At 72.1% G+C, this 14,382-nt stretch carries 14 protein-coding genes; 7 read left to right on the plus strand and 7 right to left on the minus strand.

Annotated features, from left to right (window positions below; all coding sequences use genetic code 11):
* Nucleotides 1-12 precede the first annotated feature (12 nt).
* Nucleotides 13-147, minus strand: coding sequence for a lasso RiPP family leader peptide-containing protein (locus ACIGXW_RS00145; protein ID WP_399568309.1), 135 nt, complete (start codon nt 145-147; stop codon nt 13-15).
* A 230-nt stretch (nt 148-377) separates the two neighbouring features.
* On the opposite strand from ACIGXW_RS00145, the gene ACIGXW_RS00150 reads away from it, so the two are divergent.
* Together ACIGXW_RS00150 and tyrS are read left to right on the plus strand one after the other, a co-directional pair.
* Nucleotides 378-1,784, plus strand: coding sequence for a metallopeptidase TldD-related protein (locus ACIGXW_RS00150; protein WP_399568312.1), 1,407 nt, complete (start codon nt 378-380; stop codon nt 1,782-1,784).
* A gap of 76 nt (nt 1,785-1,860) precedes the next feature.
* Nucleotides 1,861-3,264: a tyrosine--tRNA ligase gene (gene tyrS / locus ACIGXW_RS00155; RefSeq protein WP_399568315.1), complete on the plus strand. Its 1,404-nt coding sequence runs from the start codon at nt 1,861-1,863 to the stop codon at nt 3,262-3,264.
* A 94-nt stretch (nt 3,265-3,358) separates the two neighbouring features.
* Here tyrS and ACIGXW_RS00160 read toward each other — a convergent pair whose 3' ends face one another.
* Complete coding sequence (locus ACIGXW_RS00160; protein WP_399568318.1) at nt 3,359-3,637, minus strand: GlsB/YeaQ/YmgE family stress response membrane protein; 279 nt, start codon at nt 3,635-3,637, stop codon at nt 3,359-3,361.
* Between the two features lie 220 nt (nt 3,638-3,857).
* Here ACIGXW_RS00160 and ACIGXW_RS00165 point away from each other — a divergent pair, with 220 nt between their 5' ends.
* Both ACIGXW_RS00165 and ACIGXW_RS00170 read left to right on the plus strand, forming a co-directional pair.
* Nucleotides 3,858-4,232: a DUF3099 domain-containing protein gene (locus tag ACIGXW_RS00165; RefSeq protein ID WP_399568320.1), complete on the plus strand. Its 375-nt coding sequence runs from the start codon at nt 3,858-3,860 to the stop codon at nt 4,230-4,232.
* A 229-nt stretch (nt 4,233-4,461) separates the two neighbouring features.
* Nucleotides 4,462-4,689 carry a hypothetical protein gene (locus tag ACIGXW_RS00170; RefSeq protein ID WP_071965560.1) on the plus strand — a complete coding sequence of 76 codons (228 nt, stop codon included), beginning with the start codon at nt 4,462-4,464 and terminating at the stop codon, nt 4,687-4,689.
* On the opposite strand, the gene moaA is transcribed toward ACIGXW_RS00170, so the two are convergent.
* The 3 genes from moaA to ACIGXW_RS00185 form a co-directional block, all read right to left on the minus strand.
* Nucleotides 4,672-5,661: a GTP 3',8-cyclase MoaA gene (moaA, locus tag ACIGXW_RS00175; protein ID WP_399568322.1), complete on the minus strand. Its 990-nt coding sequence runs from the start codon at nt 5,659-5,661 to the stop codon at nt 4,672-4,674. The two genes, ACIGXW_RS00170 and moaA, sit on opposite strands and share 18 nt — an antisense overlap.
* 86 nt (nt 5,662-5,747) lie before the next feature.
* The gene (locus ACIGXW_RS00180) at nt 5,748-7,394 is read right to left on the minus strand and encodes a cation acetate symporter (protein WP_399568324.1); all 1,647 of its coding nucleotides are present in this window, start codon (nt 7,392-7,394) and stop codon (nt 5,748-5,750) included.
* On the minus strand, nt 7,391-7,708 hold the full coding sequence (locus ACIGXW_RS00185; RefSeq protein ID WP_071965561.1) for a DUF485 domain-containing protein: 318 nt from the start codon (nt 7,706-7,708) through the stop codon (nt 7,391-7,393). Before ACIGXW_RS00185 ends, ACIGXW_RS00180 begins: the two co-directional genes overlap by 4 nt.
* A 298-nt stretch (nt 7,709-8,006) precedes the next feature.
* Here ACIGXW_RS00185 and ACIGXW_RS00190 point away from each other — a divergent pair, with 298 nt between their 5' ends.
* Together ACIGXW_RS00190 and ACIGXW_RS00195 are read left to right on the plus strand one after the other, a co-directional pair.
* On the plus strand, nt 8,007-8,153 hold the full coding sequence (locus ACIGXW_RS00190; RefSeq protein WP_399568327.1) for a hypothetical protein: 147 nt from the start codon (nt 8,007-8,009) through the stop codon (nt 8,151-8,153).
* 161 nt (nt 8,154-8,314) lie between these two features.
* Nucleotides 8,315-9,865, plus strand: a complete 1,551-nt coding sequence (locus tag ACIGXW_RS00195; RefSeq protein ID WP_399568329.1) for a S8 family peptidase — start codon at nt 8,315-8,317, stop codon at nt 9,863-9,865.
* On the opposite strand, the gene ACIGXW_RS00200 is transcribed toward ACIGXW_RS00195, so the two are convergent.
* Both ACIGXW_RS00200 and ACIGXW_RS00205 read right to left on the minus strand, forming a co-directional pair.
* Nucleotides 9,826-10,563 carry a lysoplasmalogenase gene (locus ACIGXW_RS00200; RefSeq protein WP_399568333.1) on the minus strand — a complete coding sequence of 246 codons (738 nt, stop codon included), beginning with the start codon at nt 10,561-10,563 and terminating at the stop codon, nt 9,826-9,828. The genes ACIGXW_RS00195 and ACIGXW_RS00200 overlap by 40 nt on opposite strands.
* Nucleotides 10,560-11,453 carry a sterol desaturase family protein gene (locus tag ACIGXW_RS00205; protein ID WP_071964402.1) on the minus strand — a complete coding sequence of 298 codons (894 nt, stop codon included), beginning with the start codon at nt 11,451-11,453 and terminating at the stop codon, nt 10,560-10,562. Before ACIGXW_RS00205 ends, ACIGXW_RS00200 begins: the two co-directional genes overlap by 4 nt.
* A gap of 260 nt (nt 11,454-11,713) precedes the next feature.
* On the opposite strand from ACIGXW_RS00205, the gene ACIGXW_RS00210 reads away from it, so the two are divergent.
* A complete protein-coding gene (locus ACIGXW_RS00210; protein WP_399568335.1) occupies nt 11,714-14,332 on the plus strand; it encodes an MXAN_6230/SCO0854 family RING domain-containing protein in 2,619 nt (872 codons plus the stop codon).
* Nucleotides 14,333-14,382: the final 50 nt, after the last annotated feature.

Here is a 14,382-nt window from a genome sequence, read left to right on the forward strand (position 1 = left end):
ACCGGTGGGTGATCAACCCGACGGGAAGTTGAACAGGCCGACGAGTGGTTCCTGGAGAGTGCCGGTACCGCCGCGGGTGTCCTCGGCGAAGTCCCCGATCTCCTCCAGCATCGGCGGCACGTACAGAACTTCGGTGCGCTCGTCCATGGTGAATACCTCCTCCAGGCGGATGAGACCGTCTGACCCGCCTTTAGCGCACTGTCTGCTTCTCCGGCCGGAAGAACCATAACGAGAGCCTGAAAACCACTCGAATTAGTGACGTATTGGCAGAATATGCGAGCCGGCGAAACCATGGGCCATTGCCCCATCCGAGCCTCGGACAGGTACGACCGCCGCTCAGTAGGCTCTGGTCCAACGTCGACGCAGGAGGCCGGTCAGTGAGTGCCCGCAGGAGCAACAAGCCCCACGAGGTCGTCGAGCGCGCCCTCGAGCTATCCCGTGCCGATGGCTGTGTCGTCATCGCGGGCGAGCACTCCACCGCCAACCTCCGCTGGGCCGGCAACGCGCTCACCACCAACGGCGTCACCCGCGGCCGGGACGTCACCGTCATCGCGACCGTGGACGGCGCCGAGGGCACCGCCTCGGGGGTCGTGTCGCGTTCGGCCGTCACCGCCGCCGATCTGGAGCCGTTGGTGCGGGCGGCGGAGGCGGCGGCGCGGGAGGCGGGGCCCGCTGAGGACGCGCAGCCGTTGGTGACGGGTGTGCCGCACTCCCCCGCGTTCACCGAGGCGCCCGAGGAGACCTCCTCGGCCGTGTTCGACGACTTCGCCCCGGCGCTCGGCGAGGCCTTCGCCCGGGCCCGGGCCGCGGGCCGGGAGTTGTACGGCTTCGCCCGCCACGAGGTCGTCTCCAGCTACCTGGGCACCTCCACCGGGCTGCGGCTGCGCCACGACCAGCCCACCGGCGCCCTGGAGCTGAACGCCAAGAGCCCGGACCGGAGCCGTTCCGCGTGGGCCGGGCAGGCGACCCGGGACTTCTCGGACGTGGACCCGGGGGCGATGGACGCCGAGCTGGCCGAGCGGCTGGCGTGGGCGGGACGGAAGGTGGAGCTGCCCGCCGGGCGGTACGAGACGCTGCTGCCGCCGACCGCGGTGGCCGATCTGCTCGTCTACCAGCAGTGGTCGGCGGCGGCCCGGGACGCGGCCGAGGGCCGCACCGTCTTCTCCAAGGCCGGCGGCGGCACCCGGATCGGGGAGAAGCTCTCCCCCCTCCCGCTGACCCTGCGCAGCGACCCGCACGCGCCGGGGCTGGAGTGCGCGCCGTTCGTGCTGACCGGCAGCTCCGGCGACGACGCGTCGGTCTTCGACAACGGCCTGCCGCTCGCCCCCACCGACTGGATCCGCGACGGGGTGCTGGAGCACCTGCTGACCACGCGGCACAGCGCGGGCCTGACGGGCCTGCCCGTGACCCCTTACGCCGACAACCTGATCATGGAAGCGGGCGGCACCCGCTCCCTGGCCGAGATGGTCGCCGCGAGCGGCCACGACGGGCCGGCCCTGCTGCTGACCTGCCTGTGGTACATCCGCGAGGTGGACCCGGCCTCCCTGCTGCTGACCGGGCTGACCCGGGATGGCGTGTACCTCGTGGAGAAGGGGGAGGTCGTGGGCGAGGTCAACAACTTCCGCTTCAACGAGTCGCCGGTGGGGCTGCTGGGCCGGGCCACCGAGGCGGGCCGGACCGAGCCGACGCTGCCGCGCGAGTGGGGGGATTACTTCACCCGGGCGGCCATGCCGGCCCTGCGGATTCCGGACTTCAACATGAGCTCGGTGAGCCAGGGCGTATGACCGGAACCAAATCGGTTGCGCCGAGCAAATAGACTCGGTCTGTCCGCTGTCCGACAACCACCACAGGAACGTCACGATGACACGCCTCGGCGACTCCGTCGCGCGCGCCAGCGCACTGCTGGCGCAGGACCTCTCCACCGACTCGACCGTGGAGCAGCTGCTCACGGAGACGAAGGCGCGGCGCTATCTGGACCTGACGGACCTGCCGGCGAAGGACCAGGCCGAGCTGATCGCCGCGCGCACGGTCGAGGTGCTGCCCGCGGTGAGCAAGCTGGCCGAGCGCATCGAGGCACGCGGTGCCGAGGGCAAGGGCCTGCACATCAAGCTGGGCATCGACCCGACGGCGGCCGACGTCCACCTCGGACACGCCGTGCCGATCATCGTCCTCAGCCGCTTCCAGCGCATGGGCCACGACGTCAGCCTGCTCATCGGCGACTTCACCGCCAAGATCGGCGACCCGACCGGCCGCACGGCCGAGCGCCCGCCGCTGACGGACGAGGACATCGCCGCCAACCTCGCGGGCTACCGCCAGCAGGTCCGGCCGTTCTTCGACTTCGAGAAGGTCCGCTTCGTCCAGAACAGCGAGTGGCTGGCGGACTACACCTTCCCCAAGCTGCTGGGCGTGCTCGCGCAGGTGCCGGTCTCGCAGCTGCTGCAGCGCGAGGACTTCCGCAACCGTCTGGCCGACGGCTCGGGCCTGACGATGACGGAGATGCTCTACCCCATCGCCCAGGCCCTGGACTCCGTGGCGCTGGACTGCGACGTGGAGCTGGGCGGCGCGGACCAGCTGCTGAACCTGCAGATGGGCCGCAAGCTCATGGAGGTGCACGGCCAGAAGCCGCAGCTGGTCGTCACCATGCCGCTCATCGAGGGCACGGACGGCACCGGCGCCAAGATGTCCAAGTCCAAGGGCAACTACGTGGGCCTCTCCGCGCCCGCCGACGACGTCTTCGGCAAGATCATGTCGGTCCCGGACCGGCTGATGGAGCCGTACCTCAAGGCGTGGACGGAGTGGACGGACGCGGAGATCGCGCTGGTCCTGAGCCGCATCGAGGACAAGACGCTGCACCCGATGGACCTGAAGAAGGTCCTGGCGGGCGAGGTCGTGGCCGCGCTGTACGGCGTGGAGGCGGCGATGGCGGCGCGTGCCGGGTTCGTCGCGCAGTTCTCGAAGAAGACCTTCACCGAGGTCGAGACGCCGGTGGTGGACCTCGCCGAGCACGGTGAGGAGCCCGCCACGGCCGTGCTCAGCAAGGTGCTGGGCTTCCAGCCGAGCGCCTCGGCCGCCCGCCGGGTCGCCAAGCAGAACGGCCTGCGGCTGGTGCTCGAGGCCGACGGCGGCCAGGAGGCGCTCGTGCTGGCCGAGGCCGACGCGATCCGCCCGCTGGGCGAGGTGGCCCGGGAGCTGCTGGCCGGGCGCGAGGTGACCGGGGTCTACCTCAAGGCCGGCCGCAAGATCGCCGAGCTGCGCGGGCTGTAACCCGTCCCCGCCCTCAAGGGCTCTTCGAGGCGGCCGGTGCGCGTGATGCGCGCCGGCCGCCTCTCCGTTCGGCCCCGTGTTCCGGTGAACGCCCTCAGGTGGTCCTGTGCCTGTTCCCCCGCATCCCGACCCACAGCCGGTCGCCGATCGCGACCAGGATCACCGCGCCGGCCAGCTGCAGCAGATGCCGGATCCAGTCGATGCCCTTGGTGTGCTCGACCCCCAGCACCGAGGCCACCCAGTTGCCGAGCAGGGCGCCGATCAGGCCGAGGATGATGGTGAGCCAGAGCGGGACCTGCTGCTTGCCCGGCAGGATCGCCTTGGCGATCAGACCCAGAACCAGTCCGACGACGATTGCCCACAACCAGTTCATGCCGCCTCCTCGTGGATGCGATGTGGCGTGCTCCGCCATTCTCGGGCCGTGCTCCCTACGGCGCACGTCGGAGCCGTCCGTACGCCGTATGCGCACGTCGGGCGCCTGCCGGTGAGCCATCCCGAGGACGACCCGGTCTCGTACCCGGCGAGGTCGCGGCGTAACGTTGATACGTACGGGCCCGAAGGGCGTCGGCGCGGCAGTCGGGTGGTGGAACGTGATGCGGAAGCTGGGTGGTACGGAGGTCTTCCGGATCACCGGGGCCCGGCAGGGCCTGGCGGAGGACGTGCGCGGGCGGCAGCGCCGGTATGTCATCTCGATGGGCATCCGCACCCTGTCCGTGGTGCTGACCGTGATCCTGTGGAACATCGAGCGCTACGTGGCGGTGGGCACCCTCGTCCTGGGAGCGCTGCTGCCGTACGTGGCCGTCGTCATCGCCAACGCGGGCCGGGAGAACGCCCCTTCACTGCCGGGTACGTTCGTCCCGGCGCCGACCCGTCCCATGCTGACGACGGGGCCCGCGGGCGGCCTGGCGGAACCCGTCCCGGAAGACGACCGGTCCGCGCGGCGCGATCAGGGACCCGAGCACGGCTGATCCTCCGGTTCCGGGCGGGCCGGCGGAGGACGGTGTGACAAGCTCAAGAAAACCTCAGATCAATCATGTGGATCGGTGCCCCGCGCCGGGCACCCCGTGACATACTTCGTAGGCGCTCCGCATCCCCCGTCGGAGCGACAGACCGACGCCGGGCGGCTCCCCCCGTGGCTGCCCGGCGTCGCCGTGTCTGCCGGGGCCGTGACGATCTCCGGCGTCGTAGAGTCGAGGGGTGAACTCCCCCGAGAATGCCGTGATCTGCTCCGCCAAGGGCTGCCGTGCCGCCGCTCTGTGGGTGCTGGCGTGGAACAACCCGAAGCTGCACACCCCCGAGCGCCGCAAGACCTGGCTCGCGTGCGACGAGCACCGCGAACACCTGTCCAACTTCCTTGCCCTGCGCGGTTTCCTCAAGGACGTGGTGACGCTGGAGGAGTGGGAGGCGTCAGCCTCCGATCGCTGACATCGGACGCGCCGGCTGCAGGAAGGACGGGTCGTCCAGGCCCGACCCCGCCTTCTTGCCCCACATCGCCTTGCGCCACAGCTCCGCGATCTCCTCGTCCGTGGCCCCCGAGCGCAGCGCTCCGCGCAGGTCGGACTCCTCGGTCGCGAACAGGCAGGTGCGCACCTGTCCGTCGGCGGTCAGCCGGGTGCGGTCGCAGGCGGCGCAGAACGGCCGGGTGACCGAGCCGATGACGCCGACGCGGGCCGGCCCGCCGTCGACGATCCAGCGCTCGGCGGGGGCGGAGCCGCGCTCGGCGCCGGGCTCGGGGGTGAGGGTGAAGCGGGTGCGCAGGCTCGCGAGGATCTCCTCGGCGGTGATCATGCCGTCGCGCTTCCAGCCGTGCTGGGCGTCGAGCGGCATCTGCTCGATGAAGCGCAGCTCGTAGCCGTGCTCGACGGCCCACGCGAGGAGGTCGGGGGCCTCGTCGTCGTTGCGGCCGGGCATCAGGACGGCGTTGACCTTGACGGGGGTCAGGCCCGCGGCGTGGGCGGCGGCCAGTCCGTCGAGGACGTCCTGGTGGCGCTTGCGGCGGGTCAGGGCGGCGAAGACCTCGGGCCGCAGGGTGTCGAGGGAGACGTTGACGCGGTCCAGGCCGGCCTCCTTCAGGGCCCGTGCGGTGCGGGCCAGGCCTATGCCGTTGGTGGTCAGCGACAGCCGCGGGCGCGGGGCGAGGGCGGCGCAGCGCGCGACGATCGAGGCGAGGCCGGGGCGCAGCAGGGGCTCGCCGCCGGTGAAGCGGACCTCGGTGACGCCGAGGGCGGTGACGGCGACGCCCACCAGGCGGACGATCTCGTCGTCGGTGAGCAGGTCGGGCTTGGCGAGCCACTGCAGGCCCTCTTCGGGCATGCAGTAGGTGCAGCGCAGGTTGCAGCGGTCGGTCAGGGAGACGCGCAGGTCCGTGGCGGTGCGGCCGTAGGTGTCGATGAGCACGGTGTGGCCCCTCCCGCGGACTGGAAACGCTGGTACGTCGCTCGACGCAGCGTACGCGATCGTCCGCGGGAGGGGCCGTACGGGCGTCAGTGGGCCCCGTACCCCGTGAGGGCGCGGACCTCGAGTTCGGCGTACTTCTTCTCGTCCGGGACCTCCTTGCTCAGCAGGGAGCCCGCCCAGCCGAGGAGGAAGCCGAGCGGGATGGAGACCAGCCCGGGGTTGCCGAGGGGGAAGTAGTCGAAGCTCAGGTCGGGGAAGAGGGCCTTGGGGTTGCCGGAGACGACCGGGGAGATGATCACGAGGGTGACCGAGGAGATCAGTCCGCCGTAGATCGACCAGAGGGCGCCCCGGGTGGTGAAGCGCTTCCAGAAGAGGCTGTAGAGGATCGTGGGCAGGTTGGCCGAGGCCGCGACCGCGAAGGCGAGGGCGACCAGGGCGGCGGCGTTGAGGCGGTGGGCGAAGATGCCCAGCGCGATGGAGATCGCGCCGATGACGACGGCGGCGAACTTGGCGGTGAGGATCTCCTCCTTCTCGCTGGTCTTCCCCTTGCGGATGACGTTGGCCCACAGGTCGTGGGCGAACGAGGCGGAGGAGGCCAGGGTCAGGCCCGCGACGACGGCGAGGATGGTCGCGAAGGCGACCGCGGAGATCACGGCGAGCAGGATCGCCCCGCCCGTGGAGCCGGCGCCGCCGCCGACCTCCTGGGCGAGCAGCGGGGCGGCGGTGTTGCCGGACTCGTTCGAGGCGGTGATCGCCTTGGGTCCGACGAGGGCCGCGGCGCCGAAGCCGAGGGCGATGGTCATCAGGTAGAAGGCGCCGATGATGCCGATGGCCCAGTTCACGGACTTCCGTGCGGCGCGGGCGGTGGGCACCGTGTAGAAGCGGATGAGGATGTGGGGCAGTCCGGCGGTGCCGAGGACGAGAGCCAGGCCGAGCGAGATGAAGTTGAGCTTGGAGGTGCCGTCCTTGCCGTACTGCAGCCCCGGCTCCAGGAAGGACTTGCCCTTGCCGCTCTCCTCGGCGGCGCGGCCCAGGAGGGTGGAGAGGTTCCAGTGGAACTTGTTGAGGACCAGAACGGTGATCAGCAGGGTTCCCGCGATGAGCAGGACCGCCTTGACGATCTGCACCCAGGTGGTGCCCTTCATGCCGCCGATGGTCACGTAGAGCACCATCACCAGGCCGACCAGGACGATGATCCAGCGCCGTGATCCCTCGCCGGTGGCGCCGAGCAGCAGGGCCACCAGGGCGCCGGCGCCGACCATCTGGGCGAGCAGGTAGAAGATCGAGACGACGATGGTGGAGGTGCCGGCGGCGGTGCGCACGGGGCGCTGCTTGAGGCGGTAGGCGAGCACGTCGGCCATGGTGAAGCGGCCGGAGTTGCGCAGCGGCTCGGCGACGAGCAGCAGGGCGACCAGCCAGGCGACGAGGAAGCCGATGGAGTACAGGAAGCCGTCGTAGCCGTAGAGCGAGATGGCGCCGGCGATGCCCAGGAAGGACGCGGCGGACATGTAGTCGCCGGAGATGGCCAGGCCGTTCTGGAAGCCGGTGAAGGAGCGGCCGCCGGCGTAGAAGTCGGTGGCGTCCTTGGTCTGGCGGCCGGCCCAGACGGTGATGCCCAGGGTGATGGCGACGAAGACGGAGAACAGCGTGATGATCAGGGTGCGGTGCTCGCCGGCGCCGCCGGCGGCCAGGGTCTGCGCGGCATCGGCCGCGAGGGTGGTGCTCGGGATCATTCCCCCGCCTCCATACGGGCCTTGAGGGCCTCGGCCTTCGGATCGATCTTCGTCTCGGCGTGCTTGGCGTACCACCAGGCGATCAGGAAGGTGGTGAGGAACTGCGCCAGCCCGAACACGAGGGCGATGTTGATGTTGCCGACGACGGTGGTGTCCATGAACGCGCCCGCGTAGTTGGAGAGCAGGACGTAGAGCAGGTACCAGGTGACGAAGGCGATGGTGAGCGGGAAGGCGAAGGAGCGGTGTGCCCGGCGCAGTTCGGCGAATTCGGCGCTGGCGTGCACGGCGGCGACGCGCTCGGGCTGGGCGGGGATGGCGGGGCGTGTGGGCTCCTCGGGCCCCCTGGCTGTGGAAGGCGTCGTTCCCACGGCCTCTTCTGAGTCCACGGTCTCTCCTGAAAGGTGACGTGCGGGGCGCGAGCCGGTCCTGTGACTCGGATCACGCATCGTAGAGGGACACCGCAGTATGCGACAGGGGGTGGTTCGCCGAATGTCGCAGCGGGAGCCGTGCGGGGCAAAACCGCCCGGCTTCGGCCTCGTTGACCCTGGTGTGAGCACTGCCCCGACTCCTCCCCAGCCGTCCTCCGGCCGACGCCCTTTCGGGAGCGTCAGGTTGACGGCTCCCCTGCCGGCGCTGGGTACGGGCCGTCCCACGGTCGCCCCGGCGGCGGGCCGCTGGTACGGGCCGAGGGTGGTGCTGCCCCCGTTGAGCCTGGACGCGCTGCGCCGGGCGGGGGTCCCTCCGTTCACCCGGGGTTGACGTCACGTCATCTCGGAACGACGGGCCTTACTTGGGTCGTTCCGCCTTGTTTCTCCGGTGAATTCATTGCCCGGGGCCATGATCGGCGATAGCTTCACTCGTCATGCACCCGCCCACTCACACCTGTGCGTGGGCGGATTTCCGGATGATGTGGAGTACCCATGGCTCATCTGCGATCCAGACGGCGGCACGCCCTGCTGGCGGCCCCCGTCGGACTGGCGCTCACCGCTTCCCTCGGCTTCCTGCCCGGCGCCGCCTCGGCCGCCCCGCAGGCCGACGCCGCCCCGCAGGCCGCCGTCACCACGGACGGTCCGCTGCTGTCGTACGTCGTGAACACCACCACCGACCGCGGCACGCTCGGCAAGGTGAAGAAGGCCGTGATCCGGGCCGGCGGCACCGTCGTGGTCTCGTACGACAAGATCGGCGTCATCGTCGCGCACTCGAAGAACCCGGAGTTCGCCAAGACGCTGCGCGCGGTGCCGGGCGTGGAGTCGGCGGGCGCCACGCGCACCGCGCCGCTGAAGTCCGCGGCCACCACCGAGTACGGCAAGCCGGAGAAGCTGAAGCTGTCCAAGGACGGCGCGCGCTCGCTGGCCGCCGGCTCGGCCGCCACCGGCCAGGAGCCGCTGGAGGGCCTGCAGTGGGACCTCGGCGCGATCAACGCCGACAAGGCCGCCAAGGTCAACCCGGGCAGCAAGAACGTCACGGTCGCCGTCATCGACACCGGTGTGGACGACACCCACCCCGACATAGCCCCGAACTTCTCCAGGAGCCAGTCCGCCAGCTGCGTCTCCGGCAAGGCCGACACCAGCGCCGGCGCATGGCGCCCGTTCAACCCGGACGAGGACTACCACGGCACGCACGTGGCCGGTTCCATAGCCGCGGCCCGCAACGGCGTCGGCGTTGCCGGTGTCGCTCCGGGCGTGAAGGTCTCCGGCATCAAGGTGTCCACCCCGAAGGACAGCTTCTTCTACGCGGAGAGCGTCGTCTGCGCGTTCGTCTTCGCCGCCGACCACGGCGTCGAGGTGACGAACAACAGCTACTACGTCGACCCGTGGATGTTCAACTGCCCGGACAACGCCGACCAGAAGGCGATAGCCGACGCGGTCGGCCGGGCCTCGAAGTACGCCCAGGACAAGGGCGCGGTCAACGTCGCCTCCGCGGGCAACTCCAACTTCGACCTGGCGGCCAAGGAGATCACCGACGCCTCCAGCCCGAACGACTCCACCCCGGCGTCGCGCAAGATCGACCCGAAGAAGTGCCTCGACGTGCCCGCCCAGCTCCCGGGCGTCGTCACCGTCGCGGCCACCGGCGTGAAGTCGCAGAAGTCGTTCTACTCCAACTACGGCCTCAACGCCGTGGACGTCGCGGCCCCCGGCGGCGACTCGTACCAGGTGCCTGAGCTGCCCGCCAAGGACGGCCGCATCCTGTCCACGATGCCGGGCGGAGACTGGGGCTACCTGCAGGGCACCTCGATGGCCGGCCCGCACGTCGCGGGCGTGGCGGCGCTGATGAAGAGCGCCCATCCCAAGGCCAGCCCGCAGGAGATCCAGTGGCTCCTCAAGGCACAGGCGAAGAACCCGGGCTGCCCGACGACGGCGTACGACCCGGACGGGAAGGGTAGCTGGAAGGCCGCCTGCACCGGCACCAAGCACAACAACAGCTTCTACGGCTACGGCATCGTCGACGCCCTGGCGGCGGTCCAGGACTGACCCGGCAGCTGACCGGTGGAGGGGCCGGGCGGCCGCAGCCGCCCGGCCCCTCCTGCTCGCCCGTGCCGGCCGTCCCCGCCGGTGCACGCGAGCACCCCGCGGGCCAGCAGGCTCTGTGCGGCCAGATACGTGAGCATGATCCAGAACTGGGGCGCCGGGGCCTGCGGCCAGTCGGCGAGAGCGCCGGCGATGAGCGTGTCGGAGAGCAGGAACAGCGCCCCGCCCGCCGCGGCCCACGCGTGCGCCCGCGTCGCGCCCAGCGCCATCGCGGTCAGCAGCAGGCTGTAGAGCGTGACGGGCGCCCGCAGTCCCGTCTCCAGGCCGGGCCACAGCAGGGCGAGCGTGCCCAGCCAGGCGGCGGTGTACGCGGCCGCGAGCCGGCGGGTGCGGGCGCCGCGCGGGCCGCCGTGGCGGGCGAACAGCACGAGGTAGCACACGTGCCCGGCCGCGAACGACCCCATGCCCAGCAGGAAGAGGACGTCCCCGCCCACCTGCAGCAGGGTGTCGCCCCCGCAGCCGAACAGCAGCGCGACGACCAGCAGGCGCGGTCCGCCGCGCGCGAGCACGTACACCGCCAGCAGCGGCATCAGCGCCGGCTTGGTGACGTGCGCGGGCGCCGGGGCGCCCGCGAGGAGGGCGGCGAGGTGCGTCACCGCGACCGCGGCGAACGCGACGGGCGCCGCGCGGCCCCCTCTCACGCGACCCGCTCGGGGACGACGGCGGCGCCTGCGGCCGCCCCTCCCGTCCCCTCGGCGGCGCGCTCCGGTTGCCAGCCGGGCCCCCGGAAGATGCGTCCGGCCCGCTCCCGCCAGCCGCTCGCCGCCTTCAGGTCGCGGGCGATGGCCGCGTATTCGTGGGTGGCCACGCGCAGGGGGTTGTAGGTGTCGATGTTCTTCGTCAGGCCGTAGACGGGACGCTCCCCCTCCGGCACGAACGATCCGAACATCCGGTCCCAGACGATGAGGATGCCGCCGAAGTTGCGGTCCAGGTAGCCGCCCTGCGAGGCGTGGTGGACGCGGTGGTGGGAGGCGGTGTTCAGGACGTACTCGAAGGGCCGGGGCAGCCTGCCGACCCGCTCGGTGTGCACCCAGAACTGGTAGACGAGGTTGACCGCCGAGCAGAACGCCACCGCCGCCGGATGCACGCCGAGCGCGATCATCGGCAGGTAGAAGGGCCACACCGTCAGCGAGGTCCACGGCTGGCGCAGCGCGGTGGTGAGGTTGAACTTCCGGCTGGAGTGGTGCACCACGTGGCAGGCCCACAGGATCCGTACGACGTGATGGCCCCGGTGCGACCAATAGTAGAAGAAGTCCTGCGCGAGGAGCATCAGCGGCAGCGTCCACCACAGCACGGGCACGCGCAGCGGCGTCAGTTCGTACAGGGCGGTGTAGACCGCGACGATCGGGATCTTCCAGAGGGCGTCGAAGACCAGGCTGCCCAGCCCCATGCCGATGCTGGTGGCCGCGTCCTTGGCCGCGTAGCCCTCGGCACGGTCGTCGGGGCGCAGCCGGTAGCTCACCAACTCCAGTGCGGTGAGCAGGATGAAGGCCGGTACGGACCACAACACGACATCGGGAAGGTGCGGCATGGCGGCACCATAAGGGCGTCGGCGGGGGTGCCGCTAGGGGTTGTTACCCTCGGGTACCGAAGTGCGTTACCCCGAGTTCGATGGCGGGGCCATGGATGCCCTCCGGACGGCGGCGAAAACCCGTTGGCCTCGGCGAACGGCCGCTGCCTACACTCGCGGTGCGGGGGCGGCTCCGCGGCGTGCTTCCTTCTCGTTCTCTCAATGAATCCCAGCGCGCCCACTCTCCGCCCCCGCTCGCTTTTCTCCAGGGGGAATCCTTCGTGCCCACACTGCACTCGGTGCTGCTTCGCCGTGCCCGGACCGTCTACGTCGACCACGAGCCGCCCTCACCCGCCGCGGCCGGCGATCCGCACGTCGCGACCGGACTCGCCGCCCTCGAGGCGGAGTTGCTCGACCGGGGGCACGCCCTGACCGAACCGCTGCGCACCGCGCTGGCGGGGGCCGGGGCCGAGGCCCTGGCCGACACCGGGCGCGGCCTGCTGCGCGCGATCGACGCGCAGCTGGGCGCGGACCGTACGCACATGCCGCTGTTCCGCGACTTCCCCCGCTCCGTGCCCCACGACACGTTCGCGCTGTATGTGGACCGCGTCTTCAGCCTGCTGCTGCAGCGGCCGGAGCAGAGTTGCGTGCTGTGCGGCACGGTCGGCGCCGTCCACCCCGTCTCGCCGTGCGCGCACCTGGTGTGCCGCTCCTGCTGGGACGGCGCGGACTACACCGGGTGCCCCCTGTGCCATCGCCGCATCGACCGCGCGGACCCCTTCCTGCGGCCCGGCCGGCCGACCGGGGCCGTGCGGCGCCCCGCCCCGCAGGGGCCGCTGCGGCTGCTGGTCCTCGGCAGCTCGCGCACGGCGGACGCCGCGGCCGAGCTGGCCGGCCTGCTCGCACGGCCGACGCCGCTGTCGCCCCAGGACCGCGACGACGTCAAGGTGCTGGTGGCGCACGCCGCGCCCGGCGGGCTGGACTGGCTGCCCGCGGAGCTGCCCGTGCGCGAGACCAGGGCGCTGGTGCTGGGCACCCTGCTGCGCGACGGCGGGCCGGCCACGGCCGAGGCGGTGCGCACGCTGCTGCCCGGACTGCTGACGACCGCCACGGACGTGCTGCGGCTGCTGTGCGTATGGTCCGGCGGCGAGGCCGACCTGGTGGCGCCTCCGCGCCTGCGCGGCGTTCCGCGTGCCCTGCGGCGCGAACTGCTGTCCGTACTGGACTCCTTGGCCGTCGCCCCGCTCGTCGAGGACCTGCGGCGGCACCCGCGCGCGTGGAAGCGCGCGGCGGAGGTCCTGCATCCCTACGAGCACCATGCCCGGCATCCGCGTGCCGCGCTGGCCTTCGCCACGCTGCGCGGCACGGATCCGGCCGGCGCGGGGGCGCTGGGCGAGGCCCTGCTGCGCACGGCGGCCGAGCACCCGCAGGCGGTGGCGGTGCGCGGCGGACGTCTGCTGGCCCGCACGTGGGCGGGCCGGGTGGAGGAGGCGCTGCGCGAGGGTGATCCGGAGGCGGCCGTGGCGCTGCTGCGGCAGCGGCCCGGTGAGCTGGTGCGGCGGCTGGACCAGTTGCTGCGGGCGTACGGGGGCGAGGAGCTCGCGCCCGCGCTGGAGGAGGCGCTGCGCGTCGCCCTGCCCGGCGTGGGGCCCGGTCCCCTGGTGGGGGCGTGGGGCGCCCTGCGTGGCCGGCATCTGCCGTCGCGGCGGCGGGTGTTCTTCCCCCGCGGCCGGGTCGCCCACGCCTATGGGGTCGACGACGTGCGGGCGCCGCTCGCACAGCCGGTCGTCGCGCGGGTGTGCGCCCTGCTGGAGGCCGAGCTGCTGCGGCGGCTGGGTGAGGCGTCGCGCTACGGGCTCGCCGTGCTCGACCCGGCCCTGGCCACGGTGGCGGTGCCGTTCGCGGAGCGGACGGCGGCCTCGTCGTTGGTCTGCGTGCCGCGCGGCAGCGAGCTGGCGCTGCCGCAGGGCCGGCCGCTGCGGCTGTTCCTGCACTGGACGGAGCCCGAGGACACGGAGGCGGACCTCGATCTGTCGGTGGTGTTCTTCGACGACGACTGGAACGTCGTCGGCGTCTGCGACTTCACCGATCTGCGGCACGGCGACGCCGCCGTGCACTCCGGCGACCTCACCTCCGCGCCCGCTCCCCACGGGGCGACCGAGTACGTCGACCTCGACCTCGCCGCGCTGAGGGCCGGCGGTGCGCGCTTCGCCGTGCCGGTGGTCTTCAGCTTCGACAACGTCCCCTTCGACGAGCTGCCGGACGCCTTCGCGGGCTTCATGGCCCTGCCCGCCTCCGGGGTGCGCGACGCCGCGTTCCAGCCGGGCGGCGTGCGACAGCGGTTCGGCATCACCGGGCACTCGCGCATCTGCGTGCCGATGCTCGTCGACCTCGCCGACGGGCGTGCGCTGTGGACCGATGTCCACCTTCCGGGTGAGATCGGCTTCCACAGCGCGGGGCGGCACGGCGACGGTCTGGGCTCGCTCGGCCGTGACCTGTGGGCGTACTTTTCGGGCGGCGCCCGCGCCACCGTGTGGGACCTCGCCTGCTGGCACGCCGCGGCGCGGGCCGACGAGACGGCGGTCGTCCGCCGCGCCCCGGAGCCGGGAGCGGCCGGCGAACTGTGGCGCTACCGGCGCCGCGAGGGCGAGGACCTGTCCTCCTTCGCGGCGCGGCTGCGTGCGCTGGGGACGCCCGAGAGCCGCGAGCCGGCCGACGACGCGGCCGACCTCGCGGCCCGCGCGGCGGACGGCCGGCACGTCCTGCTCGCGCTGGTCGAGGGGGACGTGTGCCCGCGGAGGGCGACCGGCACCCTCTACCGGCTCTTCCCCGGTGAGGTGGACGCGTGGCGGGAGGCGGAGCGGGTGACGGCCGGCGGGCTGCTGACGGAGCTGGCTTGATCGCGGCCCTCCGGCCGCCGTGGGGCCCGGCCGGATCCCGCGTTGTCAGC

Source organism: Streptomyces sp. NPDC053079 (genome assembly GCF_044546695.1).
In the GTDB taxonomy this organism is placed as follows: Bacteria; Actinomycetota; Actinomycetes; order Streptomycetales; family Streptomycetaceae; genus Streptomyces.